Origin of the sequence: Dactylosporangium sp. NPDC049742, from assembly GCF_040674675.1 — a bacterium.
Lineage (GTDB): Bacteria > Actinomycetota > Actinomycetes > Mycobacteriales > Micromonosporaceae > Dactylosporangium > Dactylosporangium maewongense.
Genome location: NZ_JBFANF010000066.1, coordinates 25,615 through 45,302 on the forward strand (window position 1 = coordinate 25,615; position 19,688 = coordinate 45,302).

14 protein-coding genes and 1 pseudogene are annotated in these 19,688 nt (G+C 67.9%); 4 read left to right on the forward strand and 11 right to left on the reverse strand.

Translation table 11 applies throughout. From position 1 onward, the window contains the following. Positions 1-76: 76 nt before the first annotated feature. From AB0J72_RS47810 to AB0J72_RS47845, 8 genes and pseudogenes are all read right to left on the reverse strand, one after another. On the reverse strand, positions 77-271 hold the full coding sequence (locus AB0J72_RS47810) for a universal stress protein (RefSeq protein ID WP_360559739.1): 195 nt from the start codon (positions 269-271) through the stop codon (positions 77-79). A gap of 181 nt (positions 272-452) precedes the next feature. After that, complete coding sequence (locus AB0J72_RS47815; protein ID WP_363412472.1) at positions 453-1,181, reverse strand: GAF and ANTAR domain-containing protein; 729 nt, start codon at positions 1,179-1,181, stop codon at positions 453-455. Between the two features lie 40 nt (positions 1,182-1,221). Further along, positions 1,222-1,854: a GAF and ANTAR domain-containing protein gene (locus AB0J72_RS47820; RefSeq protein WP_363412474.1), complete on the reverse strand. Its 633-nt coding sequence runs from the start codon at positions 1,852-1,854 to the stop codon at positions 1,222-1,224. A gap of 210 nt (positions 1,855-2,064) precedes the next feature. Beyond that, positions 2,065-2,325: a hypothetical protein gene (locus AB0J72_RS47825; protein WP_363412476.1), complete on the reverse strand. Its 261-nt coding sequence runs from the start codon at positions 2,323-2,325 to the stop codon at positions 2,065-2,067. A 152-nt stretch (positions 2,326-2,477) separates the two neighbouring features. Further along, a complete protein-coding gene (locus AB0J72_RS47830) occupies positions 2,478-3,551 on the reverse strand; it encodes an acyl-CoA desaturase (protein WP_360559743.1) in 1,074 nt (357 codons plus the stop codon). An 11-nt stretch (positions 3,552-3,562) separates the two neighbouring features. Next, a pseudogene (locus AB0J72_RS47835) lies at positions 3,563-4,677 on the reverse strand (ferredoxin reductase). A gap of 98 nt (positions 4,678-4,775) precedes the next feature. Then, the gene (locus tag AB0J72_RS47840; protein WP_360559744.1) at positions 4,776-5,504 is read right to left on the reverse strand and encodes a GAF and ANTAR domain-containing protein; all 729 of its coding nucleotides are present in this window, start codon (positions 5,502-5,504) and stop codon (positions 4,776-4,778) included. Positions 5,505-5,532: 28 nt separating this feature from the next. Continuing rightward, complete coding sequence (locus AB0J72_RS47845; RefSeq protein WP_360559745.1) at positions 5,533-6,228, reverse strand: GAF and ANTAR domain-containing protein; 696 nt, start codon at positions 6,226-6,228, stop codon at positions 5,533-5,535. A 632-nt stretch (positions 6,229-6,860) separates the two neighbouring features. On the opposite strand from AB0J72_RS47845, the gene AB0J72_RS47850 reads away from it, so the two are divergent. Beyond that, entirely contained in the window at positions 6,861-7,169 is a 309-nt protein-coding gene (locus AB0J72_RS47850) for a hypothetical protein (protein ID WP_363412479.1), read from the forward strand. Positions 7,170-7,557: 388 nt separating this feature from the next. Here the strand turns inward: AB0J72_RS47850 and AB0J72_RS47855 are convergent, their stop codons facing one another. From AB0J72_RS47855 to AB0J72_RS47865, 3 genes are all read right to left on the reverse strand, one after another. Then, positions 7,558-8,586 carry a site-specific integrase gene (locus tag AB0J72_RS47855; RefSeq protein ID WP_363412481.1) on the reverse strand — a complete coding sequence of 343 codons (1,029 nt, stop codon included), beginning with the start codon at positions 8,584-8,586 and terminating at the stop codon, positions 7,558-7,560. Next, positions 8,576-9,073 carry a hypothetical protein gene (locus AB0J72_RS47860; RefSeq protein WP_363412483.1) on the reverse strand — a complete coding sequence of 166 codons (498 nt, stop codon included), beginning with the start codon at positions 9,071-9,073 and terminating at the stop codon, positions 8,576-8,578. Before AB0J72_RS47860 ends, AB0J72_RS47855 begins: the two co-directional genes overlap by 11 nt. Before the next feature lie 378 nt (positions 9,074-9,451). Then, positions 9,452-13,630: an AAA domain-containing protein gene (locus AB0J72_RS47865; protein ID WP_363412485.1), complete on the reverse strand. Its 4,179-nt coding sequence runs from the start codon at positions 13,628-13,630 to the stop codon at positions 9,452-9,454. 243 nt (positions 13,631-13,873) lie between these two features. Between AB0J72_RS47865 and AB0J72_RS47870 the strand changes: the two genes are divergently transcribed. The 3 genes from AB0J72_RS47870 (at position 13,874) to AB0J72_RS47880 (ending at position 19,661) form a co-directional block, all read left to right on the forward strand. Further along, positions 13,874-14,695 (forward strand): TIGR02391 family protein, encoded by an 822-nt coding sequence (locus AB0J72_RS47870; RefSeq protein WP_363412487.1) that lies wholly within the window; start codon positions 13,874-13,876, stop codon positions 14,693-14,695. A gap of 25 nt (positions 14,696-14,720) precedes the next feature. Then, positions 14,721-17,777: a CHAT domain-containing tetratricopeptide repeat protein gene (locus AB0J72_RS47875; RefSeq protein WP_363412489.1), complete on the forward strand. Its 3,057-nt coding sequence runs from the start codon at positions 14,721-14,723 to the stop codon at positions 17,775-17,777. Between the two features lie 162 nt (positions 17,778-17,939). Continuing rightward, entirely contained in the window at positions 17,940-19,661 is a 1,722-nt protein-coding gene (locus tag AB0J72_RS47880) for a hypothetical protein (protein WP_363412491.1), read from the forward strand. The last annotated feature ends 27 nt before the right edge of the window (positions 19,662-19,688 follow it).

A 19,688-nucleotide genomic window follows, 5' to 3' on the forward strand; every position in this document is an offset into this window, starting at 1 on the left:
CATTGCCCGGGGCCGGGTCAGCCGGCCGGTGATCTGTTCGACCATCCGTAGGTCGCTGCCGCCCCAGGTCGCGGGTTCATGATGCTGCCTTCTCGGCATGAACGCGCGACGGGACGACGACGACCGGGCAGGGTGCGTGTTGCACGCAGTGTTGGCTGACCGAGCCGAGCAGGATCCCGGTGAACGTGCCGTGCCCGCGGCTGCCCACCACGAGGAGTTCGGCGCCGTTCGCGGCGTCCAGTAGGACCTTCGCCGGGTGGCCCTGCACCACCCGGGTGACGACATCGACGGTGGTGGCGTGCTGGGCGTTGACATCCGCGACGGTGTCGGCGAGGGTCTGATCGCCCTCGGCTGAGCCTCGAGAGTGTCACGGCGGGGCACCTGCACGTGGGCACGTACTCGCGGCGGCATTCCACAGTCCGGCGGGCAGGTCGTCGCGCCTGCGCACCGGGTCAATCAGCGGTGAGGTCGGGCAGGCTGGTCACGTCGGTGAGCACGCGAAGGGCGACGTCGCTGAGGCGGCGGTGGGTGCGCCGGGCGTGGGCCCGGATCAGCTCGAAGGCCGCGTCGACGGAGACGTGGTGCGCCTGCGCGACGGCCCCTTTGGCCTGTTCGATGATGATTCGGTTGTTCAACGCGCCCTGCAGCTGCTCGGTGAGCACCTCGCCGTGGTGGATCGCCCGTTCCTGCAGCAGGCCGATCGCGGCGACGTCGGCCAGTGCCTGCACGATCTGCACGTCGGCGTCGTCGAGGTCGTTGCGGCCGGTGCCGAAGACGCCCATCGCGCCGATGACGTCGTCGCGCAGTCGTAGCGGGAACGCGTGCACCGAGCGGAACCCGGCGGAGGTGGCGTAGCGCGCGAACTGCGGCCAGCGGGGGCTTGCGGTGGACAGATCGGCGTTGACGACCGGCGCCGCGCCGCGGAATGCGTCCAGGCATGGCCCGTCCCGCCATTGCAGCTGCAGCAGCTCCAGCAGTGTGGTCGTCTCGTCCGAGGCGGCCATGAAGTGCAACCGGTCCTGCTCGTCGGCAAGCAGCAGGCCGACGGTGGTGTCGGTGACCAGCCCGGCGACGCGGTCGGCGAGCATCTGCATGAACTCGATCAGGTCGAACCCGCCGACCAGGGTGTCGGCCACCTCGACGAAGATCGTCGCCAGACGTTGTTCGGATACGGTGGTCATGACGGCTTCCCGGCCTTTCGTGCGGTGTTCGTGCCACTGTTCATGGATGGTCGGTGTCGAGGCGGAGCCGGTGGGCGAGGATGTCCGCGGCCACCTCGCTCAACGGCCGGTCGGTGGCGTAGGCGTAGGCCCGGATCCGCGCCAGCGCCTCCGCGAGGGAGGTGCGCAACTGAACCATCACCATGCCCTGGGCCTGGAACAGTGCGGCACGGTGCTCGAATGCCTCGTCGAGCTCGTCCGTGCCGGTGGTCCGTTCCTGACCGTCCAACAAGGTCGTCACGACCTGGTCGGCGAGCGTCAGCGCCCGGCCCAGCTCCGGTCTGGACATCGCCCCGGAGCGGGCCCGGAACACGTCGAGGACGCCGAGGCGAGCCGCCCCGACCTGCAGGGGAAACGCGAACACCGCCCGGATCCCCTCGTCCAGGACCGCAGCGGCGTACATCGGCCATCGGCGCATCGCCCCATCGGTCAGGTCCGGCACCAGCACCGGGCGGCCGGCCGCGGCCGCGTCGATGCACGGGCCTTCCCCGAAGGTGAACTGCAGCTCCTCGATCCGCGCGGTGTCCGGGTCGGACGCCGCTGCCATGCCGTGAGTGCCGTCGGAGGCCATCAGGCTCACCCCGACCCCGCAGGCCGACAAGGCCTGCGCAGCGTCGACGCAGACCCGTTCCATCAGCTCCACTGTGCCGCCCACTGTAGAGATGTCCGGTGACGAGCCCGACCGGTACGGCCGCCGCTCGATCGTGACCCACGCCGGTCACGGCGACAGAACAACGTCGCGCGGCCGCAACTCGGCGCGGCAACGTGGGCGGCGGCTGGGGTTTCTGAGGACAGCCGCTTTCGACCGGACGCCGGACCAGCATCACTCCTGGTAAGGCTACCCTCACGCGTTCGGCTGGACAACGATGGCGACGCGGCCGGTGAAGTCCGGCCCCGCTTTGAGGACTGCATGGATCACGAGCGCGGCCTGGCCGAACGTGACGGCGAGGAAGGCGGCCGTCACCGCTGCCACCAGGACGATCCGGATGAGGAAGAACGCCTTCCAGCCGCCGAGGAACATGAGCGTGACGAGGCTCAGCCGGGCGAGGTAGTAGGCGGGCCGGCGCTGCCGCAGCCCCTCGGCGCCGATCCTGCGGGCCAGCACGGCGAAGTCGCTGCCGGGCGTCGTCCGTTGACGGCGTCGACGTGATCGCCGGTGTCATGGTGATTGCATGCTTCTATCGAACCGCCCGAGGCCGGCGTTGTCAGGAGCGCTACGTTCCGGGGCCCCGATGGTGCTGGCACCCCATAAAGCCCTCACTGGCCGGCTGGGCCTCGGCCGGGCAGGGCGAGGCGGACGATGGTTTTCCAGACGCTGGCGGTCTGGTGGGCGAGGGAGCCGGTGTTGTACCGCAGCCCGAACCGTTCGCAGAGGTCGCGGACCATCGGGGCGATCTCCGCGTAGCGATTGCTGGGCAGGTCGGGGAAGAGGTGGTGCTCGATCTGATGGCTGAGGTTGCCGGACAGGAGGTGGAACAGCGGGCCGCCGTCGATGTCGGACGAGCCCAGCAGTTGCCGCACGTACCATTCGCCGCGGGTCTCGCCGTCGAGCTGGTCCTCGGTGAACACCTCGGAGCCCTCGGGGAAGTGGCCGCAGAAGATGATGGTGTGTGACCACACGTTGCGGGCCACGTTCGCGAGGAGGTTGCCGAGCAGGGCCGGCACGAACGACGGTCCGGCCAGCAGCGGGAACGCCACGTAGTCCTTGATGATCTGGCGGCGGGCCTTGCGCAGCACCCCGCGCAGCTGGGTCAGTGCCTCACCCCAGCGTTTCTCGCCGCGCCAGGCACGCTCCAGCTCGACGTCGTAGATGGCGATGCCCCACTCGAAGACGACGGCCAGTGCGGCGTTGTAGAGCGGCTGGGCGAGGTAGATGGGGTGCCAGGGCTGCTCGGGGCTGACCCGCATCGCGCTGTATCCGATGTCGCGGTCCTTGCCCAGCACGTTGGTGTAGGTGTGGTGCACAACGTTGTGCGAGTGTTTCCACATGTCGGCCGGCGCGGCGTGGTCCCATTCCCAGGTGGTGGAGTGGATGTCTGGGTCGCGCATCCAGTCCCACTGACCGTGCAGGACGTTGTGGCCGATCTCCATGTTCTCCAAGATCTTGGCGACGGCCAGTGCCGCGGTGCCGGCCAGCCAGGCCGGCGGCAGGATCGAGATCGCCAGCAGGGTGCGGCCGCCCGCCTCCAGGACCCGCTGGACGGCGATGACCCGGCGGATGTAGCGGGCGTCGTGGTCGCCCAGGCTGGCGGCCACCTCGTCACGGATCCGGTCGAGTTCGCGGCCGATCTCCTTGATGTCGACCTCGGTGAGATGTTCGGGCACAGGCACAGGTGGATCTCCTACACATCGATCTCGACGGGACCGGCCGCCGCGCTGACGCAGGTCTGGATGAGTTCACCCTCGTCGCCGTGCTCGCGTCCGGTGCGCAGGTCGCGGATCCGGCCGGCCCGCAGCCGCACCACGCAGCTGTGGCAGATGCCCATGCGACACCCGCTGGGTATGAGCACACCGGCGTGCTCGCCGACCGCCAGCAGTGGTGTGCCGCCGTCGGCGTCGGCCAGACGTCCGCTCGTGACGAAGCTGACCCGGCCGCCGGCACCCCCGGGCATCCGGGCGGTCCGGAAGCGCTCGATCCGCAGGCGGTCGCCGGCTCCCGCCCGCCGCCAGTGCCGTTGCGCGTCGTCGAGCATCCCGGCCGGGCCGCACGCCCACGTGTGGCGTTCACGCCAGTCGGGGCAGATGTCACGAACCTGCGCCATCGTGATCCGGCCGCCGGTGCGGGTGTGCCGCTCGTACAACCGCAAGCTCTTCCAACCTGCGGCGAGGGCCCGCAGGTCCGGGCCGAGGATGACCTCCTCGGACGTCGGCGCGGACAGCACCAGTACTACGTCCGGCATACGATCCTGGGTGGCCAGGCTGTGCAGCATCGCCGCTACCGGCGTGACCCCGCTACCCGCGGTCAGGAACAACAGTCGTTGGGGCGCCGGGTCGGGTAGCACGAAGTCACCCTCGGCCGGGGTGAGGTGCACGATCGTGCCGGGCGTCACGCGGCGCACCACGTATGGCGCCACCAGCCCGTCCGGGGCGGCCTTGACGGTGATCGTGAGGCGTCCGTCGGGGCCGTGCGGTGGCGAGGACAGCGAGAAGGGCCGCCAGTGCCGGACACCGTCGATGTCGACCCCGACCCGCACGTAATGACCGGCGCGGTGACCTGTCCAGCCGATCCCGGGCGGATCACCAGGCACGCCGCGGAGGTGGTCTCCGGCCGCACCTGCTCGACCCGGCCACGCAGTCGCCGCAGCGACCACAGCGGATTGACCAGCCCGAGATAGTCATCGGGCAGCAGCGGCGTGCTCAGCCAGGACGCCGCGTCCAGCACGCCCCGACGTACCGTCGACCGGAGGCTGTGGTCGCTGCGGCGACTGGCAGAGGCGTAGAACGACGACCGGTGCACGCGTCGCTTCTACCCCTCTGTACCGGCGCTAACCTCGGCAGCCGGAGCGGCCACCACGAAGCACCGTCCGGCTTGCGTGAGTCCGGCCGTGCGTCCGGTCAGTCGGCGGTGAGGTTGTGCAGGGCGCTCAGGTCGGTGATCACGAGGCTAGCGACATCGCTGAGGCGGCTGTTGTTGCGTCGGGCGTAGGCTCGGAGCAGGTCGAAGGCGGCGTCGATCGAGACATGGTGTGCCTGTGCGACGGCCCCCTTGGCCTGCTCGATGACGATGCGGGTGTTCAGGGCGCCCTGGAGCTGTTCGGTGAGGACCTCGCCGCGGTGGATGGTTCGTTCCTGGAGCATGCCGATCGCGGCGACGTCGGCCAGTGCCTGGACGATCTGCACATCGGCCTCGTCGAGGGCCGTGTCGCGGATGCCGAAGACGCCCATGGCGCCGATCACGTCGCTGCGCAGCCGCAGCGGGAACGCGTGTACCGAGCGGAATCCGGCGGTGGCGGCGTAGGGCGCGAACCGCGGCCAGCGGGCGCTCGCCGCGCTCAGGTCGGCGTTGACGACGGGCTCGCCGGAACGGAATGCGTCCAGGCACGGGCCGTCATGCCACTGCAGCTGGAACAGTTCCAGCAGCTTGGTCGTCTCGTCCGAGGCGGCCATGAACCGCAGCCGGTCCTGTTCGTCGGCCAGGAGTAGGCCCACCGTGGCGGCCTCGACGAGGCCGGCCGTGCGGTCAGCGAGCATCTGCAGGAACTCGATCACGTCGAACTCATCGACCAGAGTGTCGGCGACCTCGACAAAGATCCTCGCCAGGCGTTGCTCGGATACGGTGGTCATGACAGTGTCCCGGCCCTTCCATCAGTGGTCATGTGCGGTCGGTGTCGAGCCGGAGGCGACGGGCGACGATGTCCGCGGCCACGTCACTCAGCGAACGGTTCCTGGCGTAGGCATAGGCCCGGATCCGAATCAGGGCATCCGCAAGCGGGATTCCCAGCTGGACCATGACCATGCCCTGGGCCTGGAACAGCTCGGCCCGGCTCTCGAACGCCTCGCCCCAGTCGGCGCCCCATGCCGCCCGGTCGATGTCGGCGGTGCGCGCCTGGTCGTCCAGCAGCGTCATCACCATCAGGTCGGCGAAGGTGAACGCCTGGCCCAGCTCGTCCCTGGACAGCGGCCCGGGACGGGCACGGAACACATCCAGTACCCCGAGGCGGGCCGCACCGATCTGCAACGGGAATGCGAACACCGCCCGCACCCCCACATCCTGGACCGCCGGGGCGTACACAGGCCATCGGCTGGTCGCCCCGTCGGCCAGATCCGAGACGAGGACCGGCCGGCCCGTCGTGTACGCCTCGATGCACGGGCCCTCCCCGAAGGTGAACTGCAGTTCCTCGATCCCCGCCGTGGCCGGGTCCGAGGATGCGCCCATCCCGCGCACACCATTGCCGGCCATCACGCTCATGCCCACCCCGGAGGCGGACAGCGCTCGCATGGCGTCGGCGCAAACCTGCTGCAGAACGTCAGCCACCCTGTCGGCCTCGGGGCCGACGCCGCGGAACACGAAGAGCGTCTCGCGCGCCGACGTTGACCGTGTTGGCGACCGGGACCATGGGCGGCATGCGGTTGCCTGTCGGTGCCGGGCCCTGCTCGTCGGGTCGGTCTCGGTGCTCGATCATCGCCGCATCCTTCCGAGACAGGCATTGCAGGCTTCCGAGACAGGCGTTGCAGGGGCCGGGCAGCCGGACGCCCGGTGAGGCACCGCACCGAGAACGCTACTCCCGGCTGCGCCTTGACGACAGCGCCGCTCGTGTGTATGGGCGTTTGCCCCCGCTACGCGGCGCGACCGGCCGCACCGCTGCGTCCGGCAACCGCGGCCGCCGGCGGACGGGGGTTACGAGCGGAGCTCTCGCAACCGGGCCGGTGAAAGGTCGTCCGTGGGGATGATGCCGAGGGCGAGCGCGACGTGCCACGCGTCGCGCCGGGTGCGTACCGCGAGCTTGCGGCAGATCGACGCGATGTGGGTCTTGACGGGCCAGCACCTTCGTGATGCCGTGGAGGATGTTCAGGGCATCGGCACCGGCGTAGATCTTGCGGTACAGCTGCCGGTAGGCGTCGTCGTAGACGGTCTTGAACGCGGCGCTGGCGAGGAGCGTTCCTTGAGCTTGTGGCCGCCCATCCCGGCGAAGCCGCGCCTTGACATCGACGTGGACCCAGGCCCAGGCCGTCCTGGCCAACGAGGGCCGGCTGGTCCTGGTCGGATTGGCACCCCAACCGCTGGCGATCCACCAGACCACCCTGTTCAGCTTCCTGAAGCAGCAGGTCCGCGGCCACTACGGCAGCGCACCCGAGCACGTCGAGCAGCTCGTCTCCCTGGTGGGCCACCACCGCCTTGACCTTTCCGGGTCGATCAGTGATGTGCTGCCGCTGGCCGAGGCGCCCCGATGCGTCGAACGGATTGTGAAGAAGGAGGGCGGCCCGATCCGGCTGGTCCTCAAGCCCTGATCGCTGTTGCGGGAGGTGAGGTTCAGGCCTCCCGCACGCTGCGGTCGACGCCGGCGTGCCCGCAGGTTGGGCGGTCCGTCGGCTCAGCCTGCCGATCCGCCGCGACATCGGTCGAGGAGGCCGAGCGCGGCGGTTCGCCCGGCGTGCGCGGGCCGGTTCTGCCGCCGCGGTCGACCGGGCCGCGGCTTCTTCACGTCGTCGAGGACCTCGTCGCGCGGGGCACGCGAGACGGGGGCCGTCAGGCTTGACAGCCGCCCGCCGCGGCGATCGAGGCCGGCGACAGCAGCGCCTGCCGGCTGCCGCTCGTCCATGCCGCCCCCGCTGGGTCGGGGGTGCATTCGGCGACGACACACCGCAGCGCTGCGACGCAGGCGTGTTCAAAGCTTCGCTAGACCACCCGATCGTCGTCGATGGGTTGCGCGAGTGGGTGCGGCTGACCGGTCATCGCAGCGAGCGCGGCGGCGACGGCTTGCAGGTTGGCCCGGATGTAGGTCGTGGTGGCCGGCCCGGTGGTGTCGGTGTGGCCGGCGTAGGCGCGGGCGGTGCCGTACCCGAAGTGCCGCTCCACCCAGGTCAGCGTGGTGTGACGCAGCCAGTGTGCGGTGACGCCCTGCGCGGCGACCCACGGCAGGTGCCGGCCGATGCGGCGCCACAGCTCGTCGTAGCGGCGGCTGGTCAAGGCGCGACCGTTCCGGTAGCGCAGCAGCGCGTCGGTAGGCAGGAGCGCGCCGCGGACCGCGGCGTGCTGGACGAGGCTGCCGGCCAGGTCAAGGCTGATCGGCTGCCAGCGCACGGTGCCGCCCTTCTCGCGTAGGAGAAGTAGGCCGCGGCCGGCGTCGAGGTCCTGCAGCCGCAGGCCCAGGGCCCCGGCGCGCCGGCAGGCTGTCTCGGTGTGCAGGCGCAGCAGCAGTGCGTCGAGGACGGTGTCGTTGCCGGTGGTGCGGGCGATCTGGTTGATCTCGGTCAGTTCGTCAGGTGTCAGCGCCCGCCGGGTGCTGGGCAGCCGACGGGGCTTGCGGACCCGGTGGGCTGGGCTGTCCGCGGCCTGGATGAGACCGTCGGCGATGGCCTGGTTGTAGAGGGCGCGGGCGGCGGCGATGAGCAGCTCGCCGGCGTGGCGGCCGCCGCGGTTGTTGCGGCGGGCTCGTGCGTTGGCCACGATGCGCCGCTGAAGCGCCTGGATGTCGCTGGCGGTAACCGTGTCGATGGCGAGGCCGCCCCATGCCGTGGTCATCCGCTGCCAGTAGCTGCGGTAGGCGCGCAGCGCGCCCGGGCCGGCTGCGGCGAGCACCTGCGGCAGGTACTCGTCGAAGGTGGGCACTGCCGGTCGGGCGTCGCGTTGCAGATCGGCGAGGGTGACGCCGAGCTCGGCCAGGGCCGTCCAGGCGGCGTCGAGCCGCTGACGGTCAGCCGGCATTGCCAGCGGCGAACTGGCCGGCGAGGAGCCGGGCGACGGTTCGAGCGGGGTGGATGAGCAGCAGGTCGCGGCCGGGTTGGGCGAGGAGGACGACGAGGTCGCCGGCGGTGAGGTGACACAGCTGCCGGATCGGCGCCGGGGTGGCGAGGAGACCGGTGGCGCCGATGGTGTGTCGTCCGGCCGGGTCGGAGGTCGCGGTGATGACGCCGGCCGTGATGTCGAACTGGATGCGGTGTCCGGGTGGCCAGCCCAGCAGGTGCAGTAATGCGCGGGCCGAGATCCGGCCGGACGGGTCGAGCCGGCCGACGTCAAGGTGCGCCTCGGCCTGGTCGGGCCTGGTGGGAGGGTGGGGCAGGTCGGGCAGCGGTGGCCGTGGCGGGCGCGGGGGAGCGGCGCGGGGATGATCGCCGCGATCACCTGCTCGGCCGGGGCCGGAATGCTGCGCCGCACGCGGGTCATCGTCGCCGCCGGGGCGCGGTCCGGACATGCCGAAACCCGACCGGGTGATCACCCGGTCGGGTCTGATGCAGCGATGCTACGAGATCCACGATCTTGGTAAACATTCACCAAGACCAGTGTCGAAGGGGGGACGCGAGCCTCCATTTGTGGGATACGTGCCCGAAGCACGTGTCCATGCGCAAAGTCTAGCAATGTCGATACGCTGAATCAACTGGGTGTATTAGCAGCTAGAAGGTGGTTCGAGAGGACTTCGCTGCTGATGTAGTCACAGGTCAACCCGTCTGTCGGCGAGGGTGGGTCCAAGCGGCGAGTGAACCCGGATCCATGGATTACATGCGCAAGGCGTACGCCTATTTGTACTCTAACTACGATGGAGTTCAGGTCAACTGTTCCTATTAGATTGCTGTTACGGGGACGTCGTATTGCTCGCTGGCTCGATCGGCGCGGGATCGATTCCTCGGGCGTGTAACTGAGCCCATAGGGCTTCGAGTGCGATGGCCTGGTCGAACCGGAAATCGCTCTCTCGGAGGTGAACGAAGGCCCAGCCGCAGCGGCGGAGCTCTAGCTCGCGGTCGACGTCTGCGGCGAGCGATTCGGGCGTGGTCAGCTCCCGTGGACCGTCGCATACGACGGCCAGCCGCCCGCGGTCGCCGATGACGACCAGGTCGATGTGGCCGTCCCGGACGGCGAACCATGGCTTGACGGTGAATCCGCGCTGCCGGAGCACACCGTAGACGTCCTGGTGGAACTGTGACCGGAACGGCGGGCGGTATCGGCCGGTCGGTAGCCGGTCTAGCTGCGGATCGGTGTCGACGGACGGCCGGGCGTCACGGAAGTAGGTGAGCAACGCTATGCGCATGTCCCGGTCGGACGCCCGCGCGTCGGGCGGGATTGAGCTGAACAGCCAGAGCTGGTCCTTGGCTCGGCTGACTGCGACGTTGTACCGCTGGCGGTGCCGGCGTGCGGCACACACCTCCTTGTCGGCTTCCGCATAGGTCATCGACAGCAGCACGACGCTGCGCTGGTCACCCTGGAACGCGGGTGGTTCGCCCACACGGATCTGCAGGCGTTTGAAGTCCTCGGTACGGATTCGCCGGCGCACTTGAGCTTCCAGTTCGACGGCCTGGGCCTTGCTGTGCAAGGCGATGACACCGATGCTGCGACCGTGGTAGGCGGGGTCCGTCACCATCTTTTCGATCTGCTCGGCGATCGCCGCTGCCTCGGCGTGATTCACCGCGTCTTCGCCGGCGCCCTGCGTCTCGCCCTTGACCGGGAAGAACACCAGCGGTTCCAGCCGGTCGGCTCCGTACTGGCGCAGCGGCATGAGGTTGCCGTCGTAGAACCGTTCGGAGGACCAGCCGATGATCTCGGGCATGGATCGGAAATGTTCGGTCAGGCGGATGACCCGTGGCACGCGGGCGGACATCAGTTCGTACAGGCTCCGGCCTGGGATGAAGCCGCCACCGCGGTGCGACGGCATGCCCTGCAGGTGGTGGTCGATGGCGTCGAGGTCGCCTTGCTTGTCTTTGCCCTCGCCCGGCGTGCATTGCTGCTCGTCGCCGACGATGATCATCCGCGGTGCGAGCCACAACAGCAGCAGCCATTCGATGCCGACCTGGCTGGCCTCGTCAACGATGATGACGTCGAACCCATTCGGCTCTGGCTCGACGTGCTCGGCGATCGCGTCGAGTGGCATCACCCACGCCGGCACGGCTGCCCGGGCGGCGCGCATGGCACTGGCCGCGTCGGCGGCATGCCGTTCGGTGAAGTTTCCGGCTTTGAGCCCCAGCGCTGCCCGGGCGATCTGATAGTCCTGCAGTGCCTGCCGTTGCTCTTCGCCGACTCTGCCGAGGTAGTGCCGGAGTCCTTCGGCGCCGGCCAGCTCGGCGGTCACCTCGCGCAGCGCGTCGTCGAGCTCGTCAATCCGGTCGGCGCCGATGTCGGACGTTTCACCGGATCGAACCGTTTGGTAGTACGCCACGGCACACGCCCAGGTCCACGCATCATCCAGTGCCGGAAGCCGGCTGTCCCATGCGGGATCGGTGGCGGTTTCCAGCATCGTGCCGGCCAGTTCTGGGTGTGTGGCAGCCAACCGGGCGAGCAAATCAGTCTCGCGGCGATGCTCGGCGTGCAGCTGCTGCGCCGCCAGGAGCTTGTCCATGGCAATGCGGTAACGCTCAGAGTCCCCAGCTTCGATCGCCTCAATGAGCTCGGCGGCCTCGGGCGCGGCTGACGCCGTGCGGGTGAATGGGCGGAGGGCGGCGCATGCGCCCATCAGCATCCGGCGAGCCTCTTGTGCCGCGAGTACCACGTCGACGTTGCGCACCACGCGGATGAGGGCGTCCCATCGGTCGACGGTGTTGACCACGTACCGCAGCCCTGCGCGGCTCACGATCTGCTGGACCGCGTCGCGGATCGCCACCAGTCGGCGGACTGCGTCGACGCCGGCGGCGAGGTGGTCAAGTTGCGCTAAACGCATGCCGAGGCTGCCGCGCCTTGTGGGCACATTGGCTGCGGCCCATTCGCCCAGCGTGCTGCTGAGCGCGATCTCGCAGCGCAGCGTCGTGATCACCACGTTCAGGTCACCGGTAGTCCGCGGTGGGCCACCATCGATGGTGCACGTCTGCAGGAGTTCAGCCGCGTTGAGCTGAGCCCGGGCGGGCGGCCACCACCGGCGTATCCGTCCGCCACGGGCCAGGTGCTCCCGCAGCCCCAGCGCCTGGCCGAGCAGCAGGTTCGCGGTGGCGGGAGTGACGATCGGGTCGAACACCACCAACCGGCCGGTGGTTTTGAACTCATCGCGGAGCGCGGCTGCACTGTCCACTGCAGCGAACAGTCCGGTCCACAGACCTCCGTCGCGGCGTGCGAGCAGCGCCTCGACGGCGGTGCGGCGCCAGTCGTCGGGCGGCCAGTCCGCGAGTACCTCGCCCAGACCGACGTCAGCTAAGGCGCCGAACGCTGTGTCGGCCTGGTGGCGCAGGTCGTGCAGGACGGCGTCCGGAAGTTCGGTGAAGCTCGTCATGGTCGCCAGGTCCAGGGAACCGCCGACCAGTGCCTCGTGGGCGGCGATCCGGTCGCAGGCGTCGTGTACCGCCTCGGGCGTTGGCGCGATGTCCGGTGCCGGCACATGCTGACCACCCCGCACGGTACGAAGATCCGTACGGGTGCGGAGCAGTTGCAGCAGTTCGGTCGCCTCCGTAGCGGTGAGCGGCGGAGTCACCTGCGCGCCGGCCGGGAGGTCACCGACCCATCCGTGCAGGTCGCGGCGCTCGGCGATCGCGGCCGCTAGATCGCGGAGAGTGCCTTGGTACGGCAGGCCCAGCGCACGGTGCCGGGAGTGCTCTTGTTCCCGGCCTGCGCGCAGCGCCCCGACCGCCGTGGCGCGGACCTCCAACAGGTGTTCGCGGCGCTGTCGCAATGTGCTGATCTCGTGGTCCAGGCGAGCGGTTGATTGCATCGCTGCCAGCTCTGACAGGGCGCGAATGCTGCGTTCGAGGTCTTTCTCGCCGCGCTCAGTGTTCATCTGCACGCAGAGCCGACGGACCTGCTCAGGCAACTGGTCCCGGATGACGGCTAGAGCGGCGCCGTGCTTGCTGGTCACGAGGACCCGCTGCCCGTTGGCGAGCAGAGCGCTCATCAGGTTGGCGATGGTGTGTGTCTTGCCGGTACCCGGCGGCCCCTGCACGACGACGACGCTGTCCTCGCGCAACGCGCGGAGCACCTCGCGCTGCTCGACGTTGGTACGCAGCGGAAACAGCGGATCCGAGCTTATCGGTGGTGCTCCGGCAGCCGCGAGCCAGCGCTGCCGGTCCGCCGGTTCGATCGGCACGACCAGCTGCGCCAGCCCCAGCGGAACAACCGCGTCGGCCGGCTCCAGGGAGCGCGCCATCCGTTCATAGAACGCGGCCTTGTCGCCGCTGCCCGTTCGTCGCGTCAGCAGCGCCGGGGCGAGCGTCAGCGACGGCAGGTCGACGTCCGTCGGGTCCGGAGCGACCCACTGGGCGGGCTCCGAGCGAACCGGGACCCGCCACGCAGCCTGCACGTACTCGGACAGCCAGGCAACGAGCTCGTCACCGAAGGGATGCACACGGGCCAGACCATGATCGTCATACCGGCCGACAAGGGCATCGTCGGCCTTCTGACGCAGGACACGATCGTCAAGGCGAATCTGGGCGTCTGCCACCAGGGTGACGCGCAGGGTGCCATCACGGTCGCGATGCGCCGACACGGGGACGCTCAGGAGGTGACGCCGCACCGTGACCTTGCCGCGGTGAACCATCGTCACCAGGCCGAACCCGAGCACCAGTGCGGCGCCACGGGCCCGCCTGGCTTCGGCGATCGTCCGCTCGAGATCGCCATACGCGTGTTGCAACTGTTCTGCCCGCACCTCGGCGCGCGCCCACGCCCGCTGTTCGACCAGCCAGTTCTCGAACACGGCGCGGACATCGGCCGGATGGTCGCCAGACCGCAGTTTGGGGGCCGCGCCGCGGGAATCGGCGGCGACGGCAGAATCGAGCCGACCGACGAGAACCTCCGGCGGTGGAGGTGCCGGCACGAACGACGGCTTGGGCAACTCCAGCAGCACGCTCGACCTGGCCGGCCCGAGGACGTCCCGAAGATCACTCAGCCACAACGGACCGCTCATAGCCTCGTCCGACCTGGGACTGGACTCGTCGGTCCGTTCCCGCAGCATGCGAACGAGGCCCCGGGTCAGCCGGACAACCTCCGAGTCGCGGCCAGTGATCGGTCTCGTCACGTTGCCCCCTCCGCACGAGTTCCGACTTAACAGATTGCGGCACGGGCAATACTATGTGCAACAGTGACATCTATGAGTGGACCGCCGCAGTGGCCCGGTGCCAACCTCAAGGCCGTCGTCGATGTGCTGGCCAGCACCGATCCTCCAGGCCTGAGCAACGGCGAGATCGAGCAACTCCTCATGCTGGCCGGCATCGGTGATCCGGCGCCCGGCAAGTCGAAGCGGATCAGGCTCCTGGCTGCGCTGCAGCAACAGCAACAGAGCGAGGGCTCGGCCAACCCGATCGAACGGTTCATGGCCGAAGCCATGTCCGTCGCTCGATATCTCAACGACGAGGCCCGCTTCGACGCGCTGCTTACGGCGCTCCGCCGACCGCTGGCGCTGCTCGGACTTGACCTCGACGACGGCGGTCGACTCATTAAGGCGGAGTCGGTCGCATACTCGCTGGACGACGTCGCCAAACTCACCGACCGGCTCCGATCCGAGCTGCGCCGCCGTGGCGTGCACCCGCAGGTGCTGTACTACTGCGAGGAGGAGCTTGTCCGGAAATCGCTCTTCCACGCAGTGTTCGAGGCGACCAAAGGAGTCAGTGACCGGCTGCGACGCATGACCGGGCTGCGGACCGACGGTGGACCACTGGTCCGGGAGGCGTTCGGTGGCAACGCGCCGCTTGTGCGGCTCAACGGGCTCTCGCATCACACCGATCTCAGCGAACAGAGCGGCTTCAGCAACTTCCTCACGGGCGTCTTCGGCATGTTCCGCAATCCGCCTGCCCACAGCACACGAGTCGACCCCACCTGGGCGCTTACGGAGACTGACGCGCTAGACCTGTTCACCGTACTGTCGCTCGTACACCGCCGCCTCGATGCAGCCCGTGTGGTTCCGACAGGATAGAGCTCAGCTCTGGCAAGGTGGGTGAGTGGATGGGCGTGTAGTTGAGGTCCGGGCGGCCTTCGAGCAATGTGGTGCATACTTTCGAGACACCACGCTTGCACGTGGCGTTCTTGAGATGAATCGGCCGGGCATATTGCTGCGCGAGCCAACGTACTGTGACGCGTCGCGACTACCTGGTGGCTTTGTTGCTCCGCACCGCTACCTGATCTTCTCCGCCAATGCCCGGACGCTCGGCGGTGACACGCCCGACGACTGGGGTCTGCGCCTCTGGCCGAGAGGCCGGATCTTCAAGGTTATTGACCGGATCATCGACCAGCAGCGTGCACAGATCACCCTGCTGGAGATACCGGAACATCTGGTCAATCTGTTTCTTGACATGCAACCGAACGGGATCGAGCTGACCTATGTCCAGCACGGCCGAGATCTGTTCTATGAGCTACATAACGCACCGCCGGTGGCAGGCCTTGACTCAGACGCCTGGCGGGACCGTCTGGTATACCCGGTGGGCATCGACGACGCGCACAAATACTTTCCGATGTACGGCCCCGACGCCTATGCCAACGACGAGACGGAGCCGACAATCGCGCGGGTCGCCCAACACCTCGCGAGCGTTCACATGCGCGCCAACGCCACTGCGGAGGCAGAGGCCGTCCTGCGGCCTGCGATCGAGGGCCTCCAGTCCGCGGCGCACCGCATGCCCGAGGACTTCGCACACCTGCTGGTGACGAGAGCCGATTTGCGTGTTCAGATTGCTGACTATCGAGGCGCCGAGTCTGACCTGCATGAAGCTTTTCGACTATGCCAACAGCTTGGCCAGGGCGGCCGGCTACAGGTCGCTGTGATCCTGACACGACTGGGCCACCTGTATCAGGCCATGGGGAGCAGCGTAGCTGCGGAGCGGTTCTACCAGCACGCGCTGCAGATCAGGCGCAGTGCTTCCGGAGAACGCAGCGCCCCGCAGATCCCGATTCTCGTATCACTCGGTGCACTGCACGAGCGAACCAACCGGCTCGACACCGCCGGTGCCTACCTGCTCGAGGCTCTGGCCATTGCCCACGAGCACGACAAGCCTGACGATCCCACCCTCCTGAACAACCTCTCTCGCGTCCATCACGCCAACGGGCAACTCGATGACGCGTTGAGGACGGCGGAGGCGGCCCTCGCCGCGATCGAACCCGAGGACATCGAAGGCACTCAACGCGCTACCCTGCTTGCCAATCTGGCTGAGATTCACGCTGCTCAGGGAAGCCACGAGGCGGCTCTACGACTGCTCGTAGAGGTCCTGCACAGCCAGCGCAAGCTGATCGAACAGGTACGGTCGTTCGGGTCACACGAGCAGCGGCTACTGCTGCTGCAGGCTGCGCGAAGCAGGCTCAACCAGTACGTGTCGCTCATCTTGGCCCGATTCGCCGATTCACCTGCCCGCCTCCTGGACCTGGCCAACGCGGTAGTCGAGCGCAAGGGCATGGGCGTTGACGCGTTCGCGCGTGAACGCGCGGCTGTACATGCCGGAGACCACCCGCTGTTACGCGAGCATCTTGAAGAGCTCAGAATTCGGCGCAGCTTTATCGCAGACCAACGCCTGTCTGGTCCGGATTACGCCAATCCCGACCAATTCCAGGAGACGCTGCGCACGGCTACGAAGCAGCTCGAGGCATTGGAATTGGAGCTCACTCGCTCGCTGCCCAACTTGGATGACCACGGCGCGGTGGACTGCGTGACTATCGCTCGGTCCATCCCACCCGACACGACCGCCGTCGAGTTCCAGCGCTTCCGACCGTTCAACTACGACGCCATACGCGCCCACGGGGAAAAACCATGGGGTGCTGACAGGTATGTCGCCATCGTCCTGACGCCGGCTCACCCCAATCAGCCCACGGTGGTCGACCTCGGTGACGCCGACGCCATCGACGTAGACGTCGCTGCCCTCCGAGCCCAGATCGCCAGCACTTCCGGCTTGCCTTCCCAGCCGGGCGGCACCCACCTGACGCACCCGACCGGCTACGAGGACATCGCCACCCACCTGTACGACGTCCTCATCGTTCCGTTGCTGTCTGCCATCGGCGATGTTCGCCATCTTGTACTTGCCCCTGATGGCGACCTGTGCCGGCTGCCGTTCGGAGTCCTACGCACAGCCGACGGTCGACTGCTTATCGACGACTACACGATCAGCTACCTCACCGCGACACGTGATCTCCTACGACTTGCCAATCCGCCGAGGTCACAAGGCGGGCCGCCGGTTGTTGTCGCCACCCCGGATTTCAACCTCGGCGGCACGCCCTTGTGTCATAAACCCTACAGCCGGCTGCCTGGCGCACGAATGGAAGGCATAGAGGTCGCCCAGTATCTCGGCATCGCACCCGTCCTCGGCAGTGAGGCGACCAAGGCAGCCGTCCAGCAAGCGCACTCACCGTCGATTCTGCACATCGCCACTCATGGCTTCTTCGAAGATCGTGAACCGCCTCTTGAGCCTGGCGACCTCAAGGTCGGCATGACCTTTCGCTTCATCGATCACGATCGCGAAAGCATCGTGTTGGACGGCATCCTTGCCACGCCCGTGGAGCTCATCAGCACAGGCGACAGCGAGTTCGGCAGGAGACGAGGTCGACACCTTGACAACCCGCTGTTACGCAGTGGCCTTGCCTTCGCTGGTGCGAACACATGGAGCAACGACGGTGATCCGCCACACGGAAATGGTCTGCTCACCGCATTCGAAGTTGCCGAACTGGACCTCCAAGGCACGCAGCTCGTAGTCCTTTCTGCTTGCGACACAGGGCTCGGAGAAATCGAAAGCGGCGAGGGCGTGTTCGGTCTTCAACGCGCCTTCCACCTCGCCGGCGCCCGTACCCTCGTCATGAGCCTTTGGAAGGTGCCTGACGAGTCCACAAAGGAACTCATGGCGCACATGTATCGACTGCTCGCAGCCGGCGCAACGCGTGCCGACGCCCTTCGCGAAGCACAACGGCTCGTCCGTGTACACCACCCGAACCCCCTGGACTGGGCCGCATTCATTTGCCAAGGAGACCCGGGCCGTCTACCGAAACCGCCAGCAGGCTCAGTACCAGCGGCGCCTAGCCTGTAGACGCCCTACAGCGACCGACGCCGACGCCCAGCCGTCGGTCCAACCCGATGCTCACCCCACAAGTGCGGCCCGTCGGGCGGGGCGGACCAAGGGCGCGACGAGAGTTGCAACCACTGCGCGTGGCGTTGTTCTGCATGGGCGAATGTCGGAGACACTCGATGTGTGAGTGCGATCGACTGGGCGGTGCTGGGCAGCGTCGGTGGGGACGGCGTCGAAAGCTTTGCGGCCGCCTGCCTGCGGCAGCGGTACCCGGATGCCATCCAGACCAGGCCCGCGCAGGGTGACGGCGGGATCGATGTCTACCGCGAGACCGCGGAAGGGCTGGTCGTCTGGCAGATCAAGAAGTTCACCACGCCGCTCGACGCCAGTCAGAAACGTCAGATCATCCGATCGTGGAAGCGTTTCTGGGACACGCACGTCGTCACCGGCGCGACGATCGCCCGGTACCACCTGGCGACACCGTGGACACCGACGGACCCGATGCAAGCCTGGTTCAAGACCAAGGTCGTTGCCGGCGCGGGGTTTCCGTGCCAATGGGACGGGGCGGCGTTCTTCGACGCCCTGTCGGCCGACTACCCGGCGACGTACGACCGCTTCTTCAAAGGCCCGGACATGTTGAACAACCTGGTCCTGGCGAAAGCAGTACTTGCCGGCTCTCCGATCGAGTCCGGAGAACCCGCGACTATGCTGGCCGCGGCCCGCTGTCGTGAGGACGCCGTCCGCACGATCCGTGACCTCGCCAGCGACACGTACTACGTCAACAGCGGCACCGTCAGTACCCGCGACGGCTCCTTCCCTCTTCCGGGGCCGAATGACGCTGGCGTGGCCTTCCGCTACGAGTCGCTCGGCGACAACCGGTTCCGTGTCGAGTCGGTCGTGCCGAAGACCGCGCAGTCGCTGGAGCTCGATCCGATCCAGCTGGAACTGAGACTCCAGCAGGACGCCGATGCGCGCGACATGCAGAGTATGCAGGACTGGCAAGCATGGGGGATCCCATTCACGGATGTCCGGCTGCAGGTGCAGCGCCTGGGCGGTCCGCTGGGCGGAGGGGAGCCGAGCGATGAGCTCGTCTCCTTTGTCTTGTCGCCCGCGGGTGGCGACTACCCGAACGTCGAACTGCGGACCGTGAGCGCCGACGGTTCGTTCAAGGACCGCGTCGTGTTGCGGCCCACGGAGGTCACACACGGCGTCGCCGGAGACGGGCTCCGGATCGTCGCGGCAAGTCCGAGCGCAGTGTTCGGGCTGGAAGCGCGAATGGGGTCGAGCGTGCAACCGGATCGCACGCAGATCACATTCTTGTGCGCGGCAGAAGCGGAGCCGGCGCTGGTCCAGCACGATCTGGCGGTGCTCGCTGCGATCGGTGCGGCAGAGACGTTCGAGTTCGCGATCGAGAACGGACCGGCGTTGGCGGCAGGATGCGGATTGCCCGATGCGCCGATCGCCAGGATGTTGATGCGCGTCGCAGCAGGCCTTGCTGAACTGCAGCACAGCTCGACTGCCTCGTTCGCTATGCCTGACATCGCCGAGGTCACCCACGCGCAGCTGGAGCAACTGGAACGCCTGGTGGACATCTACCGCGGCAACGCCGTCACCACGACCTGGTCACGGCTGGTACTGACAATCACCGAAGACGGCGGCTTCGATCCGACCCCGATCGAACTGGGTCACTTCCTCTGCGTGGTCGAACGCCCGACGTTCTGGCCCGGAAGCCGCGAGTATCAGGTCACTAAGCGGCTCGCGCGAACGTACACGCATACGTGTCTGGCAGCGGGAGTTGATCCGGCGTTGCTGCGTGCTGGAGATGAGGTGGAGCTTGTGCCGGGAACGGGCGCGCAGCTTGTCGTTGCGATGATCGTGGACGACAACGTAGTCGGTGCTGCTTGAGCTGGCTTCCGGACAGGGCGTGAGCTG

Bases quoted from the DNA above. Each gene is read 5' to 3' on its own strand.
- AB0J72_RS47870 (WP_363412487.1), top strand. From the start codon at position 13,874: ATGAGTGGACCGCCGCAGTGGCCCGGTGCCAACCTCAAGGCCGTCGTC.
- AB0J72_RS47815 (WP_363412472.1), bottom strand. From the start codon at position 1,181: ATGACCACCGTATCCGAACAACGTCTGGCGACGATCTTCGTCGAGGTG.
- AB0J72_RS47855 (WP_363412481.1), bottom strand. From the start codon at position 8,586: ATGCCGGCTGACCGTCAGCGGCTCGACGCCGCCTGGACGGCCCTGGCC.
- AB0J72_RS47860 (WP_363412483.1), bottom strand. From the start codon at position 9,073: ATGTCCGGACCGCGCCCCGGCGGCGACGATGACCCGCGTGCGGCGCAG.
- AB0J72_RS47820 (WP_363412474.1), bottom strand. From the start codon at position 1,854: ATGGAACGGGTCTGCGTCGACGCTGCGCAGGCCTTGTCGGCCTGCGGG.
- AB0J72_RS47840 (WP_360559744.1), bottom strand. From the start codon at position 5,504: ATGACCACCGTATCCGAGCAACGCCTGGCGAGGATCTTTGTCGAGGTC.